The 23,867-nt window shown below is 63.9% G+C and carries 20 protein-coding genes and 1 pseudogene; 5 read left to right on the top strand and 16 right to left on the bottom strand.

What is annotated here, in order from left to right:
• Positions 1 to 50: 50 nt before the first annotated feature.
• The 3 genes from AC3RXZ_RS14835 to AC3RXZ_RS14825 form a co-directional block, all read right to left on the bottom strand.
• Positions 51 to 1,331, bottom strand: a complete 1,281-nt coding sequence (locus AC3RXZ_RS14835; protein ID WP_491494528.1) for an MFS transporter — start codon at positions 1,329 to 1,331, stop codon at positions 51 to 53.
• A 303-nt stretch (positions 1,332 to 1,634) separates the two neighbouring features.
• Positions 1,635 to 3,905 (bottom strand): glycoside hydrolase family 3 C-terminal domain-containing protein, encoded by a 2,271-nt coding sequence (locus AC3RXZ_RS14830; protein WP_491494527.1) that lies wholly within the window; start codon positions 3,903 to 3,905, stop codon positions 1,635 to 1,637.
• A 12-nt stretch (positions 3,906 to 3,917) separates the two neighbouring features.
• Positions 3,918 to 5,258, bottom strand: coding sequence for an MFS transporter (locus tag AC3RXZ_RS14825; protein ID WP_498265593.1), 1,341 nt, complete (start codon positions 5,256 to 5,258; stop codon positions 3,918 to 3,920).
• Between the two features lie 114 nt (positions 5,259 to 5,372).
• Here AC3RXZ_RS14825 and AC3RXZ_RS14820 point away from each other — a divergent pair, with 114 nt between their 5' ends.
• The 3 genes and pseudogenes from AC3RXZ_RS14820 to AC3RXZ_RS14810 all read left to right on the top strand — a co-directional run bounded on the left by AC3RXZ_RS14820 (position 5,373) and on the right by AC3RXZ_RS14810 (position 8,284).
• Positions 5,373 to 5,987, top strand: coding sequence for a MarR family winged helix-turn-helix transcriptional regulator (locus AC3RXZ_RS14820; RefSeq protein ID WP_491494525.1), 615 nt, complete (start codon positions 5,373 to 5,375; stop codon positions 5,985 to 5,987).
• A 96-nt stretch (positions 5,988 to 6,083) separates the two neighbouring features.
• The gene (locus AC3RXZ_RS14815; protein ID WP_491494524.1) at positions 6,084 to 7,115 is read left to right on the top strand and encodes an alpha/beta hydrolase; all 1,032 of its coding nucleotides are present in this window, start codon (positions 6,084 to 6,086) and stop codon (positions 7,113 to 7,115) included.
• Between the two features lie 282 nt (positions 7,116 to 7,397).
• Positions 7,398 to 8,284, top strand: a pseudogene (locus AC3RXZ_RS14810) (leucyl aminopeptidase family protein).
• Between the two features lie 158 nt (positions 8,285 to 8,442).
• Here the strand turns inward: AC3RXZ_RS14810 and AC3RXZ_RS14805 are convergent.
• From AC3RXZ_RS14805 to AC3RXZ_RS14790, 4 genes are read right to left on the bottom strand one after another with little or no spacing between them, the layout of a single operon-like run.
• Positions 8,443 to 9,117, bottom strand: a complete 675-nt coding sequence (locus tag AC3RXZ_RS14805) for an SDR family oxidoreductase (RefSeq protein WP_491494523.1) — start codon at positions 9,115 to 9,117, stop codon at positions 8,443 to 8,445.
• On the bottom strand, positions 9,114 to 9,935 hold the full coding sequence (locus AC3RXZ_RS14800) for an SDR family NAD(P)-dependent oxidoreductase (RefSeq protein ID WP_491494522.1): 822 nt from the start codon (positions 9,933 to 9,935) through the stop codon (positions 9,114 to 9,116). Before AC3RXZ_RS14800 ends, AC3RXZ_RS14805 begins: the two co-directional genes overlap by 4 nt.
• A gap of 13 nt (positions 9,936 to 9,948) precedes the next feature.
• Complete coding sequence (locus AC3RXZ_RS14795) at positions 9,949 to 10,746, bottom strand: HpcH/HpaI aldolase family protein (protein ID WP_491494521.1); 798 nt, start codon at positions 10,744 to 10,746, stop codon at positions 9,949 to 9,951.
• A 28-nt stretch (positions 10,747 to 10,774) separates the two neighbouring features.
• Complete coding sequence (locus AC3RXZ_RS14790) at positions 10,775 to 12,172, bottom strand: MFS transporter (protein WP_491494520.1); 1,398 nt, start codon at positions 12,170 to 12,172, stop codon at positions 10,775 to 10,777.
• A 115-nt stretch (positions 12,173 to 12,287) separates the two neighbouring features.
• Here AC3RXZ_RS14790 and AC3RXZ_RS14785 point away from each other — a divergent pair, with 115 nt between their 5' ends.
• Together AC3RXZ_RS14785 and AC3RXZ_RS14780 are read left to right on the top strand one after the other, a co-directional pair.
• Positions 12,288 to 13,178 (top strand): LysR family transcriptional regulator, encoded by an 891-nt coding sequence (locus AC3RXZ_RS14785; protein WP_491494519.1) that lies wholly within the window; start codon positions 12,288 to 12,290, stop codon positions 13,176 to 13,178.
• 193 nt (positions 13,179 to 13,371) lie between these two features.
• Positions 13,372 to 14,349 carry a cyclase family protein gene (locus tag AC3RXZ_RS14780; RefSeq protein ID WP_491494518.1) on the top strand — a complete coding sequence of 326 codons (978 nt, stop codon included), beginning with the start codon at positions 13,372 to 13,374 and terminating at the stop codon, positions 14,347 to 14,349.
• 111 nt (positions 14,350 to 14,460) lie between these two features.
• Here AC3RXZ_RS14780 and AC3RXZ_RS14775 read toward each other — a convergent pair whose 3' ends face one another.
• The 9 genes from AC3RXZ_RS14775 to AC3RXZ_RS14735 all read right to left on the bottom strand — a co-directional run bounded on the left by AC3RXZ_RS14775 (position 14,461) and on the right by AC3RXZ_RS14735 (position 23,865).
• On the bottom strand, positions 14,461 to 14,715 hold the full coding sequence (locus AC3RXZ_RS14775) for a DUF3892 domain-containing protein (protein ID WP_491494517.1): 255 nt from the start codon (positions 14,713 to 14,715) through the stop codon (positions 14,461 to 14,463).
• 278 nt (positions 14,716 to 14,993) lie between these two features.
• Entirely contained in the window at positions 14,994 to 15,380 is a 387-nt protein-coding gene (locus tag AC3RXZ_RS14770) for a fibronectin type III-like domain-contianing protein (RefSeq protein WP_491494575.1), read from the bottom strand.
• A 26-nt stretch (positions 15,381 to 15,406) separates the two neighbouring features.
• The gene (locus AC3RXZ_RS14765; protein ID WP_491494516.1) at positions 15,407 to 16,333 is read right to left on the bottom strand and encodes an IS3 family transposase; all 927 of its coding nucleotides are present in this window, start codon (positions 16,331 to 16,333) and stop codon (positions 15,407 to 15,409) included.
• Positions 16,330 to 16,644 (bottom strand): transposase, encoded by a 315-nt coding sequence (locus AC3RXZ_RS14760; RefSeq protein ID WP_491494515.1) that lies wholly within the window; start codon positions 16,642 to 16,644, stop codon positions 16,330 to 16,332. The genes AC3RXZ_RS14765 and AC3RXZ_RS14760 overlap by 4 nt, the downstream gene beginning before the upstream one ends.
• A 682-nt stretch (positions 16,645 to 17,326) precedes the next feature.
• Positions 17,327 to 19,651: an RHS repeat-associated core domain-containing protein gene (locus AC3RXZ_RS14755; protein ID WP_491494514.1), complete on the bottom strand. Its 2,325-nt coding sequence runs from the start codon at positions 19,649 to 19,651 to the stop codon at positions 17,327 to 17,329.
• 24 nt (positions 19,652 to 19,675) lie between these two features.
• A complete protein-coding gene (locus tag AC3RXZ_RS14750; RefSeq protein ID WP_491494513.1) occupies positions 19,676 to 20,815 on the bottom strand; it encodes an acyl-CoA dehydrogenase family protein in 1,140 nt (379 codons plus the stop codon).
• A 39-nt stretch (positions 20,816 to 20,854) separates the two neighbouring features.
• Positions 20,855 to 21,667 (bottom strand): crotonase/enoyl-CoA hydratase family protein, encoded by an 813-nt coding sequence (locus AC3RXZ_RS14745; RefSeq protein WP_491494512.1) that lies wholly within the window; start codon positions 21,665 to 21,667, stop codon positions 20,855 to 20,857.
• A gap of 9 nt (positions 21,668 to 21,676) precedes the next feature.
• Positions 21,677 to 22,867, bottom strand: a complete 1,191-nt coding sequence (locus AC3RXZ_RS14740; protein WP_491494511.1) for a thiolase family protein — start codon at positions 22,865 to 22,867, stop codon at positions 21,677 to 21,679.
• A complete protein-coding gene (locus AC3RXZ_RS14735; RefSeq protein WP_491494510.1) occupies positions 22,864 to 23,865 on the bottom strand; it encodes an NAD(P)H-dependent flavin oxidoreductase in 1,002 nt (333 codons plus the stop codon). Before AC3RXZ_RS14735 ends, AC3RXZ_RS14740 begins: the two co-directional genes overlap by 4 nt.
• Positions 23,866 to 23,867 lie beyond the last annotated feature (2 nt).

The raw sequence follows: 23,867 nt of genomic DNA, 5'->3' as shown, positions 1-23,867 counted from the left end.
GTGATTCCGATTCTCGTGGCCTGTTATCTGAAGTGTGGGGCGGGGGGGGGTCAGACGGATGCGGGGACCTGTTCGAGCTCCGCTTCGGTGTCAAACTCGCTGTGGCGGTCTCGTGTGCGGAAGACGATCCACGCAATTCCGCAACCCAGGGCCGTTGCGCCCGACAGGAACAGGTACAGGACGGTGGGGCTGTACGCCACGATGAGCGGCGTGAACGTTGCGAGCGCCGCCGCGAAAAAGCGGGCAACGGAGATGATCGCACCCTGGGCCGTCGTGCGCAGCAGAGTCGGGAACTGCTCCTGGGTCCAGATCTTCATAATGCCCTCGAACGCGAACGTCCCACCGACTGCACCGATGACTCCGCCGATCAGAGCCGTCGCGATACTGATCCCGAAGATGGCCGGCACAAGCAGTGCGACGACGCTGAGGATGGCGCCGACCGTGAAGTACGTGAACCGCTTGGGGCTATCAGCGACCTTCATGAACCAGAGCGCACAGATGATTCCGAGTGGCATCAACGGCAGCCCAATGAGCGTGGCTGTCTGCAGCTCCACTCCCCCAACGTTCACGAGGAGATAGCTGCCGAACTGGCCGCTCGTGTTCGCTGCCATGTTCGTCAGGGCGTAGAAAGCGACCAGAGCGAGGAAAGGAGTCCGGTAGGGCTTGCGCAGCAGCACGAACACGGACGAGTTGTCGCCGCGAACGGTGGGAACGCCCGCCTTCTTCTCGTCGCGAGCGGCCTTCCACTGCACCGACTCCGGGATGGTGAGGCGGCCGGCCAGAACGAGAACCGACACAACTGCGATGTGGAGGAAGAGGATCTGTCCGCCGAGCCGGCCCAAGCTCGCCACGGCGGCGGCTAGGAATGCGCAGACGATGATTCCGACGCTCCACAGCAGGTGCGAGAAGCCGATTAGTTTGCCGCGGTTCTCATCGCTCGCTGCCTCGGAGATTGTGGAGAGGGAAACGGGAAGATCGGCACCGGCCGCCAGGCCCAGAACGAGCGCCGCAGCGAGGACATACACGAACGTCTCAGCGAAGGCGAGGGTGGTGGCGGAGGCGATGATCATCAGCATCGTGATTGTGAAGATCGGTCGCCGTCCGAAGCGATCACCGAGTCGCCCTCCGACGATGGCGCCCACTGCGATTCCGAAGGTCAGCGCCCCCGATGCGAGCCCGATCTCTCCGGGTGTGAGTCCGATTGCACTCTGATAGATCACCATCGCCGTACCAAAGCTGACAATCGCCGCAGCGTCGATATACGACGCCATTCCCGACACGATGGCGGTCCACCACGGTGTGGCGGTGCGCGGCGCTGATGTGTGCGACATCACTTCTCCTTCGAAGACTGAATGTGGGGCGGTCGTGGCGCATGATGACCGCACCATCGCCGCTCGACCACCGTACCCGTTAATTGTCCTCAGGACAATCCAGATGTGGGCAAGCACTCGTTTGCGCGCCCGTGAACCACAGGCCGCCCTATGAGTGGCAAGACGCCAAGGGCTCTGCAGCGAACAGCTTGCGCCGCCGCACTTCTGCAGGGCACCTGCGCCTGCATATTCCGCACAGCTCCGCTCCCGGCCCACAACAGACTCAGCGAGTTGCCTGGCCGGGGGCGGAGCGTACAGGGGCCCTTACTGCGTGCCCTCCCCAGCACCAGGGGCTGCCTTCACGGCTGCGAGAAGCTGCGCGACAGCTTCGTCGACGGAGAACGAAGCCCCGGTGCTCTGCTGCGCGAAGCCGAGAATCGTCCGCAGTGGCATTGTTCCGAACAGCGGTAGCGACTCATCATTTGTCAGCGCGTCGGCGGATTGACCCATATTGGTCATCGCGCCTTGAAGGACCACCAAACCAACGGGATGCGCTGCCCACTCCTTCAAGGTCGAAGACTCGTCAAGTACAGCCGCTGGCGCCTCGACATCGAGTGTGATGACCTCGCTCAGCGGAAGGTTCTGAGAGTGAGAGCCGACGTGAATGGTGAAAGCTCCGGGCTCGACCGTCCACCCATCAGCACCCCAGTACGCGAAGGAGCGTTCGTCGAGCTCTACGCTGACGACACGCGCTTCCCCGGGCTCGAGCCGAACCTTCTCGAATCCCTTGAGCTCGCGAACCGGGCGAGCGACGGACGCGGTGTTGTCAGTGACGTAGACCTGAACGACGTCGGAGCCGGCGCGGTCTCCGGTGTTGGTGACGGTCACCTGAACGGTAGCCCGAGCGACGGTGGAGTCGGGAACGGTCACGACGAGATTCTCGTGTGAGAATGATGTGTATCCGAGACCGAAGCCGAAGGGGAAGGCGACGGGGCGGTCCGTGGCGTTATACCAGCGGTACCCGACGTGAAAGCCTTCACCGTAGCGGACGGCACCGTTCTCCCCCGGCCAGTTCACGTGCGCTGGCGTGTGGGCAAGGTCGAACGGAATGGTCTCAGCCAGTCGACCGCCAGGCTCTGAAAATCCGAAGATGATGTCCGCTGCGGCACCGCCTGATGCCTGGCCGGCCAACCACATCTCGAGGATTGCGGGTGCGACTCCGGAGACGCCGTCGAGCGTGACGATGCCACCGTTGCTGAGAACGACGACGACGTTGGCGTTGACGCCTGCGATCTTTGACAGCAGGTCACGCTGGGTGTCGGGGATCAGCAGATGGGTGCGGTCGAAGCCTTCGGACTCATCGCGGTCGGGGAGACCGAGGAAAAGGACCACGACTTCGGAGCGCGATGCGAGGTCAACGGCATCGAGGTGCAGCACATCATCACCCTCGCCGTCGAAACTGAATCCAGGCGCGAACTCCACCGTCCTCGCCGTCAGGCGACTGATCTGAGTGAGAGCGTCATCGAGTCGTGTCGGGTTGACGTGCGAACTTCCCGCGCCCTGATATCGCGGGGTGCGTGCGAACTCGCCGATAACCGCGATCTGCCCGCCATCACTCGGCGATAGCGGAAGGAGATCGCCATCGTTCGCGAGGAGCACGGCCCCGTCCGCGGCGATAGTCCGCGCGAGCGCATGGTGTGCGTCGAAGTCGGCGGTGGCGCCCGATTCTTGTGAGTCACGAATGCGTTCGTGCACGTTGAGGATCCGGGAAACCGCCTTGTCGAGCAGGCCTTCATCCAGTGTTCCGGCACGAACCGCTGCGACGATGGCGGCGGGGCTGCGGTCACCGGTGCTTGGCATCTCTAGGTCGAGGCCCGCAGCCACGGCTGCGACGGGGTCGACGACAGCGCCCCAGTCGGAGACGACGTAGCCGTCGAAGCCCCAGTCACCGCGGAGGACGTCTGTGAGCAGCCACTCGTTCTGCGATGCATACGTGCCGTTGACCTTGTTGTACGCGCACATGACCGTCGCCGGGTTCGCCTCACGGACGATCTGTTCGAACGCGGGGAAGTAGATCTCGCGAAGGCTGCGCTCATCGACCTGTGCGTCGATCCGCATCCGGTCTGTCTCCTGGTTGTTTGCAGCGAAGTGCTTCACCGACGATCCCACGCCGCGAGACTGCACACCCTGCACGAACGCGGAGCCGAGCACGCCCGCGTGGAAAGGATCCTCGCTGAGGTACTCGAAGTTTCGTCCACACAGTGGCGAGCGCTTGATGTTCACTCCGGGGCCGAGAAGGATGTCGACGTCCAGCGCGCGGCTCTCCTCTCCGAGCGCGGCGCCCATCTGATGCAGCAGTGCCGGGTTCCAGGTCGAGCCAGTCGAACTCGCCGTCGGGAAGCATGTTGCAGGTTCGCTGTCGTTGATGCCCAGGTGGTCCTCACCTTGCCTCTGCATCCGCACACCGTGCGGACCATCGGTCATCGTGATGGCGGGAATGTCCGCTCGCTGCACCGAACGCGTCGTCCAGAACGCCGCGCCCGAGACCAGGCCAGCCTTCTCTTCGAGGGTTAGCTCCTCAACCCTTGAGTTCATGGGGTTCTCCTTCTACTTACCTGGGGCCACGACTGCCGACTCGGCATCAGCGACGACGTCCTGCTGGGCCTCGACGTCGAATTCGTCGTGTCGGTCGCGAGTGCGGAAGACCAGCCAACCGATACCGCAACCGATGAACAGCACGATGGCCAGGAACAGGTAGAACATGTTCGGACTCCACGCGACCAGCAGGGGGGTGACGGTCGCGAGAGCAGCAGCGAACAGGCGGGCAACCGAGATGATGGCCCCCTGGGCAGTGGAGCGCAGGAGGGTCGGGAACTGCTCCTGCGTCCAGATCTTCATGATCCCTTCGGACGCGAATGCGGTGCCCATGATCCCGATGAGTCCGGCAATGATTGCGGTGATGACGCTGATACCGAAGAAGACGTACACGAGTTGCGCGGCAACCCAGCAGACGGAGCCCACGATGAAGTAGGTCATGCGCTTCGGAGAGTCCGCGATCTTCATGAACCACAACGCGCCCACGATGCCAAGCGGGATGAGCGGCAAACCGATGAGTGTTGCCGTCTGCAGGTCGACGCCTCCGGCGTTGACAAGAAGGTAGTTTCCGAACTGACCGCCTGTGTTCGCCACCATGTTCGTCAGTGCGTAGAACGCCAGCAGGCCGAGGAACGGGGTCCGGTAGGAACCGCGAAGCAGATCGAGAACGGATGCGCGGTCGGCCCGAACGGTGGCAATACCGCGACGACGCTCGTCGCGAGCGCGCACCCAACTGTCCGACTCGGGAATCGTCAGGCGGCAGATGAGGACGATGAGAGCGACGACAGCGATGTGAAGGAACAGGACCTGCGCACCGAAGCGCCCGAGGCTAGCGACGGCCGCGCCGAGGAAGGAGCTGACAATGATTCCGACAGCCCAGAGCAGCTGGGTGAAACCGATGAGGCGGCCGCGGTTGTGGTCGGCTGCGGCCTCGGCGATGGTCGAGATCGACACCGGCAGATCGGCGCCGGTCGCGAAACCGAGGACAATGGCCGCTGCCATGATCACGGGGAATGAGTCTGCGAAGGCGAGGCTCGCGGCCGAGGCGACGATGAGAATCATCGTAATGGTGAAGATAGGCCGGCGTCCGAATCGGTCGCCCAGCCGCCCGCCGACCACGGCGCCGATGGCGATACCGAAGGTGAGACCTCCGGATGCGAGGCCGATCTCCCCTGGAGTGAGACCGATGGTCGTCTGCAGGAGCACCATCGCGGTTCCGAAGCTGACGATGGCTGCAGCGTCGATGTACGACGCCATGCCGGAAACGACCGCAACCCACCAAGGGCGCGTGGGGCGGGCTGTGCGAACTTCAGACACGGGGGCTTCTCCTTTGAAGTGGTGACGGGTAACCACTATGTGTGCGCGTCAGGCTACGGGGGCCGAGGTACTCACGTCACTGTACCGAATGATTGTCGTCAAGACAATCAGGGGTATTGCCAGCACGGTGCACCGTGCATACTGTTCGTCATGGCAAGGAGGCCAAAGGAGAGCATCGATCTCAGAGAGGTCGATGTGAGCGCGGCGCCACTCTTCCACGGCCGAGGTGCGGACTTCTCAGCTGCGCTCCAAGCGCTTCTGACGTCGATGAACTCCACGGCGGTTCGCGAGTCCATCCGCGCGGCCAGTAAGTTTCCACTTCCCGATGACATGCCGGCCTTCTTGCTGCTGAATCAGCTCATCTACCGGACCACAGCGCACCCGACAGACGTTGCCGATGCCATCGGAACGGGCCGGTCGAACGTGAGCAAAATCGTCCGTAGCCTCGTGGTCGCGGGCCTCGTGGGACGCATGCCCGACCCGCAGAATGGTCGCCAGAGCATCATCGGTCCGACCCCAGCAGGACGCGAGGTCGCAGAGCGGATCGTCGCTGTCTCCAGCGACGCCTACGAGCTGATCTTTGGCGACTGGACCGACGACGAACTCGATCAGCTGGAGAGGCTGGTCGTTCGGATGGTGACCAGCCTCGACGCCTGCCTCGACAATCAGATCGAAAGAACGTCTGGGGTGTCCATGTCGCAGCTCGCCTCCCGCCTGGCCGCTGGCGCCGAGGGCCCGACTCCTGCGAAGACGGCAGACTCCTAGCCTTCTCCATCGGCTGGTGCCGACTCGACGTTCACCAGCAAGGCGCGACTCGATTGTCGTGACGACAATCAAGCGGGTACATTGACAAGACCGCCGATGATTCGTCTCATCGGCCGCTCACCCACTGTTCTCACAGTTCGTGAACACGCCAACCCAATGGAGAGTTACATGCGCAAGCCACACTTCAGATCGTTCGCTCTGGCCTCGGCCCTGATCATCGGCCTCGCGGGGTGCTCCGCCGCAGATTCGACGTCCGGCGAGGATGAAACACCAGAACTGGAGGTCACTGACTCGACTTTCGCCGGCCCGCACGGTGATGTTCCCATCCGGATCTACCACGTGGCGGGCACCGAGCCGAAGAACGGAGTGCTGTGGATGCACGGCGGCGCGTTCATGTTTGGTGACCTAGACATGCCGGAAAGTCATTGGGTGGCTCAGCAACTCGCGTCCGCGGACAGGGTCGTGGTCGCGGCAGATTATCAACTCGCGCCCATCCCCGAAGGGCTGAGTCCCGACGTGCCAGCTAGCGACGGTGAGTTCTTCCCCGTTGCGTCGGAGGAGCTTGCAGCTCTCGCCGAATCGCTCATCACTAACGACGAGATCGCCGATGCTGACAGTTGGGTGATTGGTGGGGCTAGCGCGGGTGGAACCTTGGCCGCGAGCGTTGCGTTGCAACTCCGAGACGGCGGGGGCCCGCAGCCCCAGGGCCTCCTCCTTGCCTATCCGATGACGCATGCTCAGTCACCTGAGTTCCGACCTGAACTGGCCGAGAAGGTCGCGGCTCTTCCGGAAGAAGTACCCAACCCCCGTCAGAGCATCAACGATCTCGCGCTCTACTACGTCGGCGGCGACCCCGCCGCGCTGGCGAACCCTTACGCGTTCCCCGGCGGTCACGACATCGAGGGGCTGCCCGCGACTTTCATCGTCAACAGCGATAATGACAAGCTCCGCGCATCTGGCGAAGCGTTCGGTGGCGAATTGGCGGCAGCTGGCGTCGATGTACAGATCGTGCGGGAGCCTGAGTCTCTGCACGGTCATCTCAACGGCCCCGACAATGTGGGAGCCGAGGAGAGCATCGAACGGATCAAGCGCTGGCTCAATTCTGTTGAGGGCGCCAAGCGCAACTAGAAACACATAAGGAGAGGGAGGGACGTGACGAGCACCCCTCCCTCTCCTTTTGCCATGCGTGTTCCATCTACGAGACTTGCACCTCGACACCTGGGGTGGTGAGCGGCTCGAGCGACGGTCGTGGCGCGCGACCTCACCAATACCCCGCCCGCCCGTCTCACCGCGACTCGGCGACGGCCGGGGGCGAGTGCCCGGCGACGGCGAGCGGGAACACGGCCAACGGAGCGAGTGCTATCAGCGAGATCATCGTGACCGTCGCGAACAACACTGCCACTTGGGGAGGTGGCCGAGAGTCTGGCTGCCGACTACGGATTCGCTGTGGAACTCTTCGACAGCGCGTCGCTCACAGCACTGGACTGCGGTGGGCTGCTCGGTGTGAACCGCGGCTCCGCCGAGGAGCCCCTCATGATCAAGCTCACCTACGAGCCGAAGGAAGAGGCGACGGGTCACCTTGGCTTGGTCGGCAAGGGAATCACCTACGATTCGGGTGGGATCAGCTTGAAGCCGTCGGACCCCATGCACCTTCTCATGAAGATGGATATGGGTGGCGCGGCTGCTGTCCTCGGCGCGTTCTCGGCGCTGCACGAGAGCGGGGTGACAGCACAGGTGACCGGATGGCTCATGTGCACGGACAACATGCCGTCGGGATCGGCCCTGAAGCTCGGAGATGTCCTCGTGGCGCGAGGGGGACGACCGTCGAGGTCACGAACACGGACGCGGAAGGCCGACTGGTCATGATGGACGCCTTGGTGCTCGCCACCGAGGACGACGTCGATGCCATCATCGACATCGCAACCCTCACCGGAAGCGCACTGATGGCTCTCGGACCGGCGATGGCCGCCGTCATCGGAAACGATGACGACCTGATCGCCGAGGTCCAGCAGGCGGGAGGTTGAACCGGCGAACCGTTGTGGCAGCTCCCCCTGGAGCGCAAGTACCGGTCCGCTCTGGATTCCGGCGTCGCCGACATCGCCAACCTCGGCGGGAAGTATGCAGGCGCAGTCACTGCGGCTCTGTTCCTGGAACATTTCGTCGGCTCAACGCCGTGGGCGCATCTGGACATCGCCGGCACCATGCAGACGGAGAAGGACGACTCGTGGAGGTCGGCCGGTGCGACAGGTTTCGGTGCTCGAACCCTCCTGTCCACCGCTGCACTTTTCACCGCCTGAATGAGGAGCCCGAACTAGATCAACACGCGGCTCTCATGAGGAGGCGCACACACGACCGCCAGCAACCTCGTCTCACGAGGGTCGTTGGTTGCTGGCGGTCTCAGATGCGCGGTCGAGGCATTCGCTCGGTGCGCTTCTCAAGCCGACGGGGGTCGGCGTCAGGTCAAGAGCGCAGCAAGGCCCGGCCCGTCAGGCGCCAGGAGCCCCTCCGCCCACAGCACGGAGACCGCAGCGTGACGGTCCTCGGATACACCCCCGTCGACGTCCAACTGAACTCCTGTGATGTACGAGGAATCTTCGGAGAGCAAGAACTCGACAGCGTGAGCTACGTCAACGGCTTCGGTGTGCTTTCCTGCCGGTCGCTCAAGTGGAATCGTCGGTATGGGGCCAAGGCTCGACGCGGCGTGCATGAGTCCTGGCTGGACCAGGTTCACTCGCAGACCCTTATCCCCGAGATCAACGGCAAGCGCGCGGGACAGCCCGACGAGGGCGCCCGCAGCGATGCTGATCGGGGTCGCGCCCGCGCTGAGAGAGTCGCTCAGGGGAGGGAGCACGATCACCAGCGCATTCGACTCCGAGATACCCAAAGCGAGTTTTGTCGCGACAGCGGACGCGGCATCCACCACATGCGCGACGTACGCGCCGATGCTCTCGTCCTCGATCCCGTACTCGCCGGGAGCGCCTGCGACAAACACCGCTCCGTGAAGGTGTCCGGAGCTCGCAGTATCGACCGCGCGGGCAGCGGTGGTTCCGAGCTGATCGAGTACTGCGTCGCCGATGACGGATCCGGTCGGCGAATAGACCGCAACAGTTGCCTGTGTTGCACTAGTCATGCGTGCCCTACGACCTTCTTGTACTTGGCGATTTCCGCGGTGTAATCCTGGAACTTCGTTGGGAAGCGGATCGATTTCCCGCCGTCGATGGTGATCTCGGCGCCGGTGATGTTCGATGCCTTCGGCGACGCGAGGAAGGTCGCGAGTGCCGCGACGTCCTCCGGCCGGCCTGCCCGGTCCTCGGCACCCGGCCGGTGAAGCGGGATCAGCCCCATCAGGTGGTCGGGGAGTCCCTGCGTCATGCTGGTCTTCACCAGGCCAGGGAAGATGGTGTTCGCGCGTATGCCGTACTTGCCGAGCTCGATTGCCGCGGACTTGGTGAGCCCGCGGAGACCGAACTTCGCTGCGACGTATGGTGCGAGTCCTGCATCAGCCTCTCTCCCCTGCAGCGACGAGACGTTGATGATCGAGCCTCGTCCGGCTTCGCGCATCGAGGGGACGACTGCGCGCATTCCGAGGAGCGGGCCTTCGAGCATGATCGAGATGCCGCGATCCCAGTCGGACTGGGCGTACGACTCGATGAACCCGACGGCACCCACACCTGCGTTGTTCATGAGCACTGTTACCGGGCCGAAGAGTGCGGCCGCTCCCGCGACGACCTGTTCCCACTGATCCTTGTCGGCGACGTCCAGCGGCAGAAAGCTCGCATTGTCACCGAGATCGTCGGCTAGAGCCTGACCACCATCGACGTTGACGTCGGTGAGGATGACTTTCGCGCCTTCCTCGATGAACCGTCTCGCCGTGGCAGCGCCCATACCTGACGCCGCTCCCGTCACAATCGCTACTTCGTTCTCGAGTGCTCCAGCTGCATGGCTCATGGCACTTCCTTCCTTATCCGTGAGCATGAACGCGAGGTGCCTGGCTGGCTTCTCTTGCCTCGGAAAGAGCTCCAGCGAACAGGCTATGCAGTGCACCCCGGTCGGCGGTCACCGTCACGACGCGACTTCCGGTCGCAGGATAAGCGCCGAACTCCCAACTCAGGCCTGCGGTGACGTACTCGATCCCGGCTGACCGGCAGGCGTCGACAACCCGGTCGTGCTGGACGCGAACATCAGCGTTGGACACATCACCGTGGACGCCCATGGCCATCGCGAGGTCGAACGGCCCATAGACCAGACCGGACAACCCGGGCACCAGCGCGATCTCCTCGACGTTCTCGACGCCTTCGAGGTCTTCGATGAGACCGAAGATCAGCACGCTGCGATCAGCAGACTGGTAGTCGGCAGGCCAGTCGAGGCTGAGGTGCCCGACGGACCGGATGCTGGGGCAGGCACCGCGGATCCCTTTCGGGCTGTAGGTGCACGCCGCAACGATGGCACGCGCGTCCGCAACTGAGCGCACGTGCGGCACCATGATGCCCGCGGCGCCGAGGTCCAGCACGCGCTGAATGAAGGACGCGTTGTGGTCTGGAACTCGGACGATGCTGTCGATACCGACGGCATCAGCTGCACGGATCATGTGCCGAAGATCTGACAGCGAGAACGAGCCATGTTCGGTATCGATCCATGCGTAGTCGTATCCTGTGGCGCCCGCGATCTCGACCAGGTCGGGGCTCGGGAGTTGGAAAGTGATCCCGAAGGCGGTGTCGCCGGCGCTGAGCTTCTCGCGAATTCGACGGGGGTTCATCATGAGGGGGTCCTTCTTTTCGTTTGCGGTGTCACGACTGCTTCGCGGCCTTTTCCTGCCTGGCTCGTACATATGCCTCGCGTACCCCGGTGATCGGTCCGAAGCTGACGATGAGCGCCATAGCTACAGCGACGAGGGCGAGATAGACGAAGACACCGGACACTCCCGCGATGGCCAGGACCCCGGCGAGGATGATGCCGCTGAAGATACCCGCGACGCGTCCCGTGCCGTTCGCGAAACCTGCGCCAGCACCGCGCACAGGAACGGGGAACATCTCGGGGACATAGGAGTACATCGTGGCGGACACTGTCTGCGAGAGCAGCTGTGCCAGCATCCCGGCCGCGAGCAGGACGGGGACAGAATCGACGAACCCAATCGACACGTAGCACGCGGCCATCACCACAACGGACACGGCGATCACGATCTTGCGTTCGACCTTGTCGACGACAAGCATCGCGAGCAGCGCGCCTGCCATCGCGCCGAAGGAGAGGATCATCGAGAATGTGAGGGCGTCCTCCTGCCCGTAGCCTCGCTCGAGCAGGATGATCGGCAGCCACGAACCGAAGCCGTAGTTCAGAAGGATCAAGGCGCAGAACGCGAGGGTAGCGATGATCGTCCGTCGCAGGAGCGAGCCCTTGAACAGATCGAGCATCTTCGCTGTTGCCGGGGAGACCGCCTGCGGCTTCTCGTCGATCCGCTCGGGCAGCGCGCCGTGGCGCTCCACGTACTGACTCTCGTATTTTCTAAGCTGCGCATCTGCCTCCTCGCCGCTACCCTTGGCTGCCAACCAGCGGGGAGACTCGGGGAGGAACTTGATCGCGAGGGCTGCGGGAATGACCCCCAGAGCGCCGACCATGAAGACGACCGGCCAGAGCCCGATAGGCACGAAGATTCGCGCCACGATGGCGATCAGGGGCGCACCGATGAGACTCAAGCCGAGCACGAGGGCCATCACGCGGCCTCGCACGGCCTTCGGGAACGTCTCGGAGACCATCACGAGGATCGCTCCGGTAGCCATCTGAAGGCCGACTCCGGTCAGGAAGCGGATCGCGCCGAGAATCTCGGGTGTTGGTGCGAACGCGCTCGCGAGGGATGCGAGAGAGAAAAACATCACGCCGATGATGACGAGCGGGCGACGTCCGAAGCGATCCGCGAGACGTCCTCCGACAAGTCCACCTAGAAACATCCCGGCGAACGCGGTTGAGGTGAGGAGGCCCAGCTGCTCGACCGTCACTCCCCATTCGGCGACAAGGCCCGGGGCGACGACACCGAACGAGCTGAGGTCGATGATGTCGAACAGGAACAGCGAGACCAAGAGCACAACCAAGGCTTTGTGTCTGGGCGTGAGGAACGCCATCCGATCCAGCCTGTCGGTGATCGCATCGGGGGTGCTGTTCGCGGCAGTTTGAGCTGCAGATGAAACGGTCATGGTGGAGACATCCTTGTCTTCGGTGGCTGCGGGGACTTGATCCCTCGTTGAGACTATGAGTGAATTTGAACTCGGCGATTCGGGTTTTCAGAACTTAAGTTGCGAAGGAGAGGCAGTGCAGATAGCTCATCTGGAGGTGTTCCTTGCGGTAGTCCGCGAAGGGTCGTTCAATGGGGCCGCGAAGCGTCTGTGGATCGCTCCGTCTCGGGTGACGGAGCGCATTCAGCAACTCGAACGCGAGCTACGCGCTCCCCTGTTTGATCGGTCCGGGAGGCATCTGCAGGCCACGCAAGCCGGGCTCGCCCTCATTCCGCGAGCTCAAGCGGTTGTCCGGGAGATTGAGACGATCAAGACGCTCTTCCCTGACGATGACGTACCAAGGATTCGGATCGGAGTGCGCACGCTGCCGCCTGATATCCGCGACCAGATCCAGTCCAAGCTCAGAACCGCGGCCGGGCATGCCCAAGTCACCTTCCTTCCTCTGGATTCGACCACGCAGGTGGACCTCCTTCTGTCCGGTCGCCTGGACGGAGGCTTCGTCTGGGATGTGCCACCAGCCCCACTCAAATGCACGCCGATCCTCTCGGAGGAGTTTGCCGTCGCGGTGCCGGCGACCGCGCGATACTCCGGAATCGAAGCAATCGGCCCAGAGGACCTTGCCGGGCTGAGGCTCGCCAGCATTCTCGACCCGCTGACTGTTCCCGCCGGACTCACGTTCTTCCTAGAGCAGCTCCCGCTGGTGGACATCGTCAACCCGGCCATTCCTCACGCCACCTATCTCCTCGTGTCGGGCGGGCAGCACTGCGCGTTCGTCTCGCGGGACGCGGATGATCACGATTCGCTTTCCCGAGAGCAACGCAAGAACATCCTGATCAAACCTTTGATCCCGCCAGCGCCCGCGATACAGACGTACTTCGCCTGGCACCCGGACCTAGAGGAGTCTCCGACCTTCGCTCCGGTCCTCGATCAGGTGCGTCGTATGTTCCCTACTCAACAAATGAGGTGACGTTCGGTGAATCAGATCGGTCGTTCGCCGAAACGGAACGGATCACGGATGGGCTGGACCGTACGGTCGAAGAACACATGACGACGTCCCGAACGTCGTCAGGGGCCGAGCTGGTTCCTGTTCCGGCTTTCGAGCGGAGCACTAACCCGGCCGGCCTCACGCTGTCGCCCCGCCGTTCACTCAAGGAGGACCCATGAACGAGAGCAGCACGCTTCTTCCGACGACCGCCATCGAGGAGTATTTCCGGACACTCTCCAATTGGGGACGATGGGGCGACGATGATCGCCGAGGGGCGTTGAACCTGATCACTCCCGACGTTCGCGCTGAAGCCGTGAAGTCCGTCCGTGATGGTGCTGCGGTGTCACTCGCCCGCGACATCGATCCGCTGACCCCGGATCCCCTGCACTCGGGGATGGCCGCGGTTCATCGCACCACTGACGTGCGCGAGGTGGAGAAGGCCCTCGGTCACAAGGCGCGATGGGATGCGTACGCGGACCACATCAACATCGCTCCCCACGGCGGCAATGCCCACCTTGATGGACTCGCTCACTACTCCTGGGATGATAAGTACTACAACGGGTTCGATGTGATGAACACGACCGTTGAGGGCGGTGCTGTCGACCTCGCTGTGCACCACGCATCCGAGGGAATCGTCACGCGAGGCGTCCTCCTCGATATCGCGGCGCTCCATGGCGTTTCGGAGATCGAGCGCGGGTACGCCGTCACGATGGCCGATCTTCTCGCGGCTGAGGAGCGGCAACGAGTACGGGTACGCGCCGGTGACGCGCTGTTGATCCACACAGGCAACGCCGCCGCGATTCTCCGCGACGGGCCGCTGTTCCGTACGGAGGACAAGAGCCCTCTCAACGCGTGCCAGAGCGGTCTCGACGCTCCGACGCTTCCGTTCCTTCGTGAACGCGACGTCGCGGTGATGGGTGCGGACGGAACGCATGATGTCCAGCCACCGCAGTACGACGACATCAATTTCGCTCGTCCCATCCACAGCGTGTGCCTCGTCGCCATCGGCATCTGGCTGATGGACAACCTGGACCTCACCGCCTTGGCCCGCGAATGCGAATCCCGCCAGCAGTGGGACTTCCTGTTCACCGCCAATCCGTGGCGGTTCGTCGGCTCAACTTCCAGCCCGCTCAACCCCGTCGCGATCCTTTAGCGGGTTCGAGTCGTCGGGCTGCGGAGGTCCCGCAGCCCGACCACTCAAAGTGAGCTGAGCGACCTCATTCGCTTCGCACTCTCGAGGCCGCTTCAGCAGGGTTGCGCGCCGTCAGAGCGGCGGGAGGTTGTCCAAGTTGTTCTTTGTGGTTGTGTCCGCCGTCGTCTTCAAGAACTTGCGACCGCTCGATGTCTGAGCGACGTAGACGTCCGCGCGCTGGGGGCAGTTCACGAAGAAGGTGTTGGTGCCCGCTTCGATGGAAGCGACTACCCACGGAACAGTCCTCTCCCACTGGCCTTTCACGCCGACATCGGTGATATCCCCATCGGACTTCTTGCGCACGTTCTTGATAATCGAATCTGTCATGCCCATCCCCTTTGCTTCAGTGATGGATACAGTTCAGCGCATCATCGAAACCGCCGGCCGTGATTCGGCGAGTCTGTCTCTAACTCTGTAGCCCATCAGCCGATCCACGGCGGGACGACGAATACCGTCACGCTCTCATGCCCTCGCAGGACCAGGCCTTCGGCCTCGGAACCGGCCGATGGCCTCCCGAAGGAGGCCATCGGCAATGAGCTTCGGCTGCGACAGCTCACCCGGCGCGGCGAGGATGAGGAGGTCAAGCCCGTGCGCCGCTGCGCGCGCTAGGCGCGCTCACGGGACAACGCGACGAGGCCCTCAAGCTGCTCGTACGTGAAGCTACCCCGGCCATCGCCCGCAGCACGAGAGATAGGGATCGAGCTGAGGACTTTCATGACATGAGGGTGTTGCGCGATCATTTCTGCGACGGCGCCATCTGCCACTTGCTGCATCGCCTCCTGCACAATCGGGCCGGCTACGGGATCCGCGAAGAGGTCAGCGAGCGTCGATTCCATCGTCAGAGGCAAGTCGACAACGTCACCGTCCAGCGCGAGCTCCGCGGAGGACCGAATATCACGGCTCGACGCCGCGACGTCGAACACATACGAGCCAGGCTCGACGATCCAGTCATCGACGCGGATGTCCCAATACGCGAGGTCCCTTCGTCGGATCGACTGATTCGCCCTGAGTTTCGTTCCTATCGGGCGGCTTGGGAGACGGGTGTTCCCAAGGGTGTGTCGAGGCCAGCGTAGTAGTCGGCTTCGACCTCGGCGGGGGTGCGCATGCCGAGTTCTCCGTGGAGGCGCTGGTTGTTCCACCACCACACGTACTCGAGTGTCGCGAGTTCGACCTGCTCGACCGTGCGCCATGGGCCGCGGCGACGGATCAACTCGGTCTTGTAGAGCCCGTTGACGGCCTCAGCCATCGCGTTGTCGAAACTGTCGCCGACGGTTCCTGTCGACGGCGTCGCGCCGAGCTCCTCGATCCGGTCCGTGTAGACCACGGCGAGGTAGTTCGAACCGTGGTCCGCGTGATGCACGAGCCCGTGGAGGTTCCCGTCCGCAGCCCACGCCGCCATGTTCAACGCTTGGAGCGGCAGGATGTCGGCTTTGAGTGTCGCGGCGACGTTCCATCCGACGATGCGGCGGGAGAACACGTCGGTGACGAACGCGACGTAAGCGAGCCCGGACCACGTCGCGACATAGGTCACGTCCGCGACCCAGAGCCTGCGGGGCGCGTCCGCGACGAACCGTCGGTGCACGAGAACCCTCGGCTTCTCGTGCAACGGGTCGGACTTCGTGGTGAAGACCTTCTTCGACCGCTTCACCCCGTGAACGCCCGCGATCCGCATCAGCCGGCCGGTCTGATCCCGACCGATCACCCAGCCCTGCCGCCGCAGCAGCGCATGCATCTTCCGGACCCCGTAGACGCCGTAGTTCTCCGCATGCAGCCGGGTGATCTCCGGGATCAACAGCGCGTCCCGCAGCTGCCGCGCTGACGCGGGACGCGCCTTTGCAGCCCGGTATCCGCGGACGGTGAGGAAGCCCACCTCGGCTTGCCGCATCACACGGCAGACGAGCTCGACCCCGAAACGATCACGCATCTTGTCGACGAACGCGATCATCTCGACGAGGGGCGGCCGAGCTCGGTCGCGAAAAACACGCTCGCCGACCGGAGTATCTCGTTCGCCTTCTCCAACTCGGCGATCTGCTTCTTCAACCGCTTAATCTCCGCCTGCGCCTCGCTCGAGGTCCCCGGCTGGCGGCCCTCGTCAACGTCGACGCGCTTCTTCCACAAACGCAGCGTCTCGGGGTTAACGCCGAGCTTTCCGGCGACGTGCTTGATCGCGGCGTGATCGGTCTTGTGATCGGGGCGAGCCTCGCTCAACATCCGCAACGCGCGCTGACGGAAGTCGTCCGGATACGGTCCTGGCATGAATCCATCCTCCAAAAGAAAAGGACGGAACGAAACTCAGGGCGAATCAAAGCAGGGCTTTCCCTCAAGGCAGCCATCCACGTCCTCAAGGTAGGTACGCTCGATAATTTGCGGCGCCCGCAATCACCTCCACCTCCGGCACAACAGACCCCGTCCCGTTCGGCCAGATTCCGAAGACGCTCAACACGATGCTTCGGCCGTCCCATTGGATGGCAGCGATCAGTTCATTCATCCGAGCCCCCACTGTGAGACTTGATCGGGATCGGGAACGATCGCCGAGAGCACTATACCCAGCCAGGAATGCCCATCCAATCGGAGGAGTCTGATCCAGACCTGACCCCCGCTAACACCAGTGGACGTCATACCCATACAGGCTGATTCATGTGACGTCTGTCCGAGACAACTTATCGATCGATAGAAGCCACGAGGCTCTCACGCAAACTCTGAAGCCGCCTCCTGGCCGCCAGAAATTGTTCCTCGAGGAGAGTTGCGTAGCGGATTTTCTCAAGGTCGGCTTCAGCAAGACGCACTTCCTCAGCCACTCTTGACCCATCATTTTCAAAGAGGGGGATCGAGCTTCCCAAAGCTTCCTGCACAGATGCAAGAGAACGTCTTCCTGCCTCAAACTCCGAAACCGCTACGAGAACCCTCCGGGTGACAGAAATATTATAGTCATTCATAGTCATCGCGTTATCACCGTGATCACAATTTCATCCTCTGTAATGACCTCTACACTTCCGCTGACGAACGACATTCTAGGCTCGCCTCTTGGACCCGTCACTGATGTGCCCCGGACGCTGCTCAGCACATCCTCGACGAAATTGGGTGACACGCTCCTGCCCGGCGAAGCTGCCCCCGCCGGGGAACCAAGCCCGCTCGGCTGCATTCTGTCAACTGCATGGTGGGTGTAGAGCCTGTTGCCGATCTGAGCGTACTGATTAGCCCCCTGCGTCACTTTCGGATAGTTCACCCATGAGGTCCAGGCCAGCTGCTCACCACGATTGCTTGCTGACTGCGTGGGCCTGCTGGCGAGGTGCAGTTTACTCGCGACAGTCGACCGGATGCTCGATACTCCGGACTGGAACTTCGTGGCTACGCTCTGGAAGGCGTTCGCCACCTGTTTGGTCGCAGTTGCGGCGGCCGTTGCGATCTTGTTTGAGGTGTTGGTTAGCGTCGTTGTGAGCCAGCTCGCCGCGATTGGGGCGACCTTCACGACCGCGTTCGCGACGACTCCGCCGACGAGACCGAGTGCGGCCCCGACAAGGGAGTCTCTGGCGAAGCTGGTCATGTCAAAAGGCTTGCCGGACTCGGCCTGCCGGATCAGGTTCGAGACCCCGGACCCGGCCGTGCTGCCCGCAACGATACACAGGAGACTCCCGGTCCCTCCCGTAAAGGCCAGACACCCCGCGGTCGTGGCCACACCGACAGCGATGCCGGCGATGTCGGCCTTGTGTTTGTCGACCCAGCCGGTGACGTTCTTCCAGGCGTCACCGAACCAGTTCCGTCCGGTCGGGTCCGCCCAGGTGAGCGGGTTGTTGCCTGCATACACGTACGCGTTGAACTGTGCCGGGTTCCCCGGGGCAAGCTCCGGGTCCACGCTCAAGAACGTCCCCGTGCTCGGGTCGTAGAACCGGGCACCCAGAAGGCTGAGCCCACCCGCATCGGTCGGGGCGCCGAGGAACCCGCGCCCGGCAACCTCGCCGACTTCCCCCGCCCTGGCCGCACCGAACGGGTCCGTACGGATCCGGGACACCTGTGCCGTCCAGTCCGTGTTCTGCACCGTCGCGACCGGCGTACCGTGCGCGTCCGTAACCACACTGGCCACACCCGCGAACCCGGACCCACCCCGGGTCGCGACCGTGACACCCGCGAACGAGTACCAGCGGGTCGCCGACACCCCCTCCTCCGTGGCCCGCACCTCCTGCCCCGACGGCAAGAACACCGTCGCACCGGTCTCGTCGATGCGCACCAGCCGGTTCCCGGACGCGTCGAACACATTCGAGATGTCCTCCCCACCGCCGGTAACGGAGACAAGCTCCCCCTCCGCATCCCACACCTGAGACTGCACCGTGCCATCCATGGTCCGGGACGTCTGGTTACCGGCCGCGTCCCACGTGAACGACGTCGCCACCGACTCACCCGACACAGTCCGCGTCATCGACGTCAGCTGATGCGGACCCGCCGATCCGGCACCATGCTCATACACCGTCGTCGCCGCATCCCCGGCACGCTCCACCATCCGCGTCCGGTTACCCAACACGTCATACTCATACTCGGTCCAATACGGCGTGACACCGCCGACATCCGCGGCCGACACATCCGCCCGATCACAGTCAGACTGCACGTCGGTCCACGCGACCTGCAGCCGGCGGAGCCCGTCATAGCTGAAGCATTGCGCGTCCAGCAGATCCACGCCGGTCGCGGTTTGACCATTGTCGATGACGCTGGTGACGTTTCCGGCTTGGTCGTACCCGTAGGCGACATTGAGTTCCGCGCCATCCACGCGCTCCCGGTCCAAACGAACACCATTGAGTCGTTGCGTGGCGTCGTCCCAGTCGTACGACACCGCCGCGCCGTACGTGTTCCCGAGATCCTGCACGAGCGGTTTCCCGTCAGCAGTCCATCGGGAGTCCGCTACATATGTGCCCCACCCGAACCCGCCGCTCATCCATGACGGCATCGACGCCGCGTCAAACCGGGTCGTGACCGTTTCTTGCCCGAGGACAAGACCACCATCCCCGTCGACGACTTGCGGGAACGTGATCTCTGCAATCTGCCCGTCAGCCGCATACCCGTACTCGGTCGTGAACGACGCCCCCGACAGGCCCTGCAGATCGGAGTCTGTCCCGAGAGAGGTCTCGACCTGCAGGGGGCGGTACGCCGCATCGTATGCCGGGTAAGACGTCGCGTACTCCTGGCCGTCCACAAAACGCGTCGCGGTGCTGAGCTGCCCAAGCGCGGTCGCCCCGCCAGGAAGATCGGAGGTGTCGTATTGTGTTGCCGTCATGCGCGTCGATGCTTCGATTCGGCGTCAGGCGACCAGTTGGCGACTGATGACGAGCCGCTGGATCTGGTTCGTGCCCTCGAAGATCTGCATGACTTTGGCCTCACGCATGAACCGTTCGACGGGGAAGTCCGTCGTGTATCCGGCACCGCCGAGCACTTGAACGGCATCGGTGGTCACGCGCATCGCCGCGTCTGTCGCGACGAGCTTGGCCACCGACGCCTGTCGCGTGAAGTTGAAGCCTTGGTCCTTCCGCCGTGCCGCGTCGAGGTACATCGCTCTGGCCGTCTCGACGGCTGCGACCATGTCGGCGAGCAGGAATCCCACCCCCTGATGCCGGATGATGGGCGCTCCGAAGGCGCTGCGCTCGTTGGCGTACTGTGCCGCAACATCGAGTGCGGCTTGCGCCAGCCCCGTGGCGACCGCCGCAATGCCCAGGCGCCCTGCATCCAGCGCTCCGAGCGCGATACCGAGCCCTTGCCCCTCCGCGCCGAGCAGGGCGTGCTCGGGAAGGACAGCGCCGTCCCAGAACGCAGACGCGGTCGGTACAGCCGACAAGCCCATCTTCCGAACCGGGTCACTGAACTCGAGACCGGGGGTGTCCCGCGGCGCGATGAATGCACTTACCCCTTTTGCCCCCACCGCGGTGCGCGCAAAGAGCACGTAGACGTCAGCCCGGTCCCCATGCGTGATCCATGACTTCTCACCGTCGACCCGATAGCCTCCGTCCACGCGGTCAGCCCGGCACCGCAGCGCCGAGACATCCGAGCCCGCATCAGGTTCGGAGAGGCTGTAGGCGCCGATCATCCGCCCTTCGAGCATCGGCTGGAGCCACTTCTCGCGCTGCTCGGGGGCAGCGAAGCCGGCGATCGCGGCGGCAGCCATGGTGTGCACACTCATCGCCACGCCTACCGCGGCCCAATGACGGGATACCTCCTCCAAGACCTGGAGGTAGACCTCGTAGGGTTGACCGGACCCGCCGTCCGCCTCATCGAAGGGCAGAGACAGCAGCCCCATCTCGCCCAACGAGGCGAAGAGCCCCTCAGGATAGGTACCCGTGCGCTCCGATTCGGCGACGATCGGGTCCATCTCGCGTTTGGCGAATTGGCGGACGAGGTCGAGCGCTTCAGCTGCTTCAGGACTCGGGAGGATTCTCTCGATGTTCACGTGGTTCCTATCGGTTGTGTTCAGCGCCGCTGAAGCGGCTCAGCGGCCGGCCCATTCCGGAGTGCGCTTCTCAGCGAAGGCCCGCGCCCCTTCAGCAGCGTCGCGGGAATCGAAGACCGGCATGACGGTCTCGTCGTGTGCGTCCCAGATGCGCTGATCCCAGGCGCTCCCGTAACGCTGCTCTTCGTGGACGAATCGCTTGGTGGCCTGCACAGCCAGGGGCGCATTCGCGGCGATCCTCTCCCCGAGCGCGCAGGCGACCTCGAGCAGCGATTCCTGCGGGACGACATCGTTGGCCAGCCCGAGCTCGACTGCCCGATGGGCGCTGATGATCTCTCCTGTCAGGAGCAACTCGAGTGCCACTCGGCGGGGCACCAGCCGAGGAAGCCGGAAGACCCCTCCTGCCGCGGCGACCAGTCCTCGCGTCACCTCGGGGAATCCGAAGCGCGCCTCCTCTGACGCGATGACGAGATCGCATGCGAGCGCGAGTTCCGCTCCCCCTCCGACCGCGATTCCGTTCACTGCTGCGATCACGGGCACGTCGACGGGGTGGCGCGCGAACCCGCCGAAACCCCACTCCGGGTGAAGCGGATGCTCCGCCTTCTCCCCTCTCGCGAAGGCTTTCAGATCCATTCCCGCGCTGAACGCACGGCCCGACCCCGTCACCACGATGGCGCGCACCTGCTCGTTCCGCGCCGCCTCTTCCAGCGCTTCTCCGAGCGCGGTTGCGAGTGCGGCGTTGATGGCGTTCAGAGCCTCAGGACGGTTCAGGGTGACGATCGCGAGATGTCCGCGGAAGGCGGTCGTGACGGGAGCGGCGGTGACGTCAGCGGAATGCGCTGCAGGGAGCATGACGGGTTCCTAGATTCTCTCGATGATGGTGGCGTTGGCGAGCCCGCCGCCTTCGCACATTGTCTGCAGGCCGTAGCGTCCGCCCGTGGCTTCCAAGTGATTCACCAGGGTCGTCATCAGACGAGCCCCTGAGGCCCCGAGCGGGTGACCGAGCGCGATTGCGCCGCCGCGCGGATTCAACCTCTCCTCGTCTGCGCGGAGTTCCCGCGCCCATGCCAGGGGGATCGACGCGAACGCCTCGTTGACCTCGTACGCATCGATATCCTCGATCGTGAGACCGCTTCGCTGGAGCACGCGCTTCGTGGCAGGGATGGGAGCGGTCAGCATCATGACGGGATCGTCGCCCAGGACGGAGAAAGACACGAAGCGCGCGCGCGGTCGCAGTCCGAGCTCGTGGGCGCGCACTTCCGACATGATGAGCACGGCCGAGGCGCCGTCCGTGTAGGGAGAGGAGTTGCCCGCGGTGATGTTCCACTCGAGGTGCCCGAATCGTTCGGACATCGCCTCGGAGTGAAACGCAGACGGCAGTCCGCTCAGCCGCTCGATGGTCGTCTGCGGTCTCACGGTCTCGTCGACCGCATGGTGCCACTCGCCCCGATCATCGGAGAGAGGCACAGGCGCGATCTCGTCGTCGAAAAGGCCGGTGGTCGCGGCGCGCGAGGCTCGGTCGTGTGATCGCGCCGCATACTCGTCCAGTTCACGCCGAGACAGACCCCACTTCGCAGCGATCAGCTCGGCAGCGATGCCCTGGTGGACCAAGCCATGCGGGTAGCGCGAGCGGAGCGCGTCTCCCGATGTGTCGCTCTCCCCTGCCCCTGTTCCCATCGGAACTCGGCTCATGGACTCCACACCGCAGGCGACGACGATGTCCTGCACTCCGGCCATGACAGCCTGCGCCGCGAACGAGATCGCCTGCTGGCTCGATCCGCACTGCCGGTCGATGGTGGTCGCAGGCACGCTGTGCGGCCATCCGGCAGCCAGGACCGCCGACCGCGTCAGATTCGTCGACTGCTCCCCGACCTGCTGAACGCATCCGCCGATGACGTCGTCTATGAGCTCCGGATCCACACCGCTGCGGTCGACCAGCGCCCGGAGCACGTGCGCGAGGAGGTCGATCGAGTGCACGCTGGACAGCGCTCCACCGGGCTTTCCCCTGCCGGACGGGGTGCGAACCGCATCGACGATGACCGCGTGAGTCATGCGACGACTTCTGCCACCGAGCGGTGGTCGTGCAGCAGCGATCGCAGTCGGCCGTCGATCACTTCCTCGGCTTCACGGACGATTCGCGCCACGAGCTCCTCACACGTCGGAATGTCGTGGATGAGCCCCTGCGAGGTTCCGACCGTCCAGATCCCCGCATCGATGTCACCCGTCTCGTACACCGTGCGTCCGCGAGCGCCCGCGACCAGATCACGAACATCGCCGAACTCTCCCCCGCGTCCAAGGATGTCGACGACCTGACGGCTCACGGCGTTTGCCGCGACTCGTGCGGTGTTGCGCAGCGGACGGAAGATCAGCTCGGTATCGAGCTCGCTGGCCTCGACGATGCGCTCCTTGACCGTCTGATGGATGGGCGACTCCACCGTCGACATGAACCGCGTACCCATGTTGATGCCGTCGGCTCCGAGGGCGAGAGCGGCGGCGAGTCCGCGCCCATCGGCGAACCCGCCGGACGCGATCATGGGAATGTGGATGCGCCGCGCCGCAGCCGGGATGAGCACCAGACCGGGGATGTCGTCTTCGCCGGGGTGGCCGGCGCATTCGAACCCGTCGATCGAGATCGCATCCACGCCCAGTCTCTGCGCCGTCAGGGCATGTCGGATGCTCGTGCACTTGTGGATCACCTTGATCCCGTGCTCCTTGAGCACGGGAAGGAACACCTCCGGGCTGGAGCCCGCCGTCTCCACCACCGGAGCGCCGGACTGCACGATCGCCTCGACGTATTCCCGGTACGGCGGCGGATTGATCGACGGAAGAATCGTGAGATTGACACCGAACGGTCGATCCGTCAGCGAACGCGCATGCTCGATCTCCGCGCAAAGAGCCTCGGGAGTCGGCTGCGTCAGAGCCGTGATGATGCCGAGACCTCCGGCATTCGAGACCGCTGCGGCCAGCCCGGCGCGGCCGACCCACATCATGCCTCCCTGGACGATGGGCGCCTCGATACCGAAGGCTTCGGTGAATGGTGTCCTGATCATGG

The sequence above is a fragment of the Microbacterium cucumeris genome (assembly GCF_058349845.2).
This window is presented reverse-complemented; position numbering and strand designations above follow the sequence as displayed.

Coding starts and splice junctions, on each gene's coding strand:
- AC3RXZ_RS14800 (WP_491494522.1), bottom strand. CDS start 9,935: ATGAGCCATGCAGCTGGAGCACTCGAGAACGAAGTAGCGATTGTGACG.
- AC3RXZ_RS14820 (WP_491494525.1), top strand. CDS start 5,373: ATGGCAAGGAGGCCAAAGGAGAGCATCGATCTCAGAGAGGTCGATGTG.
- AC3RXZ_RS14780 (WP_491494518.1), top strand. CDS start 13,372: ATGAACGAGAGCAGCACGCTTCTTCCGACGACCGCCATCGAGGAGTAT.
- AC3RXZ_RS14805 (WP_491494523.1), bottom strand. CDS start 9,117: ATGACTAGTGCAACACAGGCAACTGTTGCGGTCTATTCGCCGACCGGA.
- AC3RXZ_RS14815 (WP_491494524.1), top strand. CDS start 6,084: ATGATTCGTCTCATCGGCCGCTCACCCACTGTTCTCACAGTTCGTGAA.
- AC3RXZ_RS14735 (WP_491494510.1), bottom strand. CDS start 23,865: ATGATCAGGACACCATTCACCGAAGCCTTCGGTATCGAGGCGCCCATC.
- AC3RXZ_RS14830 (WP_491494527.1), bottom strand. CDS start 3,905: ATGAACTCAAGGGTTGAGGAGCTAACCCTCGAAGAGAAGGCTGGCCTG.
- AC3RXZ_RS14775 (WP_491494517.1), bottom strand. CDS start 14,715: ATGACAGATTCGATTATCAAGAACGTGCGCAAGAAGTCCGATGGGGAT.
- AC3RXZ_RS14740 (WP_491494511.1), bottom strand. CDS start 22,867: ATGACTCACGCGGTCATCGTCGATGCGGTTCGCACCCCGTCCGGCAGG.
- AC3RXZ_RS14765 (WP_491494516.1), bottom strand. CDS start 16,333: ATGATCGCGTTCGTCGACAAGATGCGTGATCGTTTCGGGGTCGAGCTC.
- AC3RXZ_RS14835 (WP_491494528.1), bottom strand. CDS start 1,331: ATGTCGCACACATCAGCGCCGCGCACCGCCACACCGTGGTGGACCGCC.
- AC3RXZ_RS14795 (WP_491494521.1), bottom strand. CDS start 10,746: ATGATGAACCCCCGTCGAATTCGCGAGAAGCTCAGCGCCGGCGACACC.
- AC3RXZ_RS14745 (WP_491494512.1), bottom strand. CDS start 21,667: ATGCTCCCTGCAGCGCATTCCGCTGACGTCACCGCCGCTCCCGTCACG.
- AC3RXZ_RS14790 (WP_491494520.1), bottom strand. CDS start 12,172: ATGACCGTTTCATCTGCAGCTCAAACTGCCGCGAACAGCACCCCCGAT.
- AC3RXZ_RS14760 (WP_491494515.1), bottom strand. CDS start 16,644: ATGCCAGGACCGTATCCGGACGACTTCCGTCAGCGCGCGTTGCGGATG.
- AC3RXZ_RS14755 (WP_491494514.1), bottom strand. CDS start 19,651: ATGACGGCAACACAATACGACACCTCCGATCTTCCTGGCGGGGCGACC.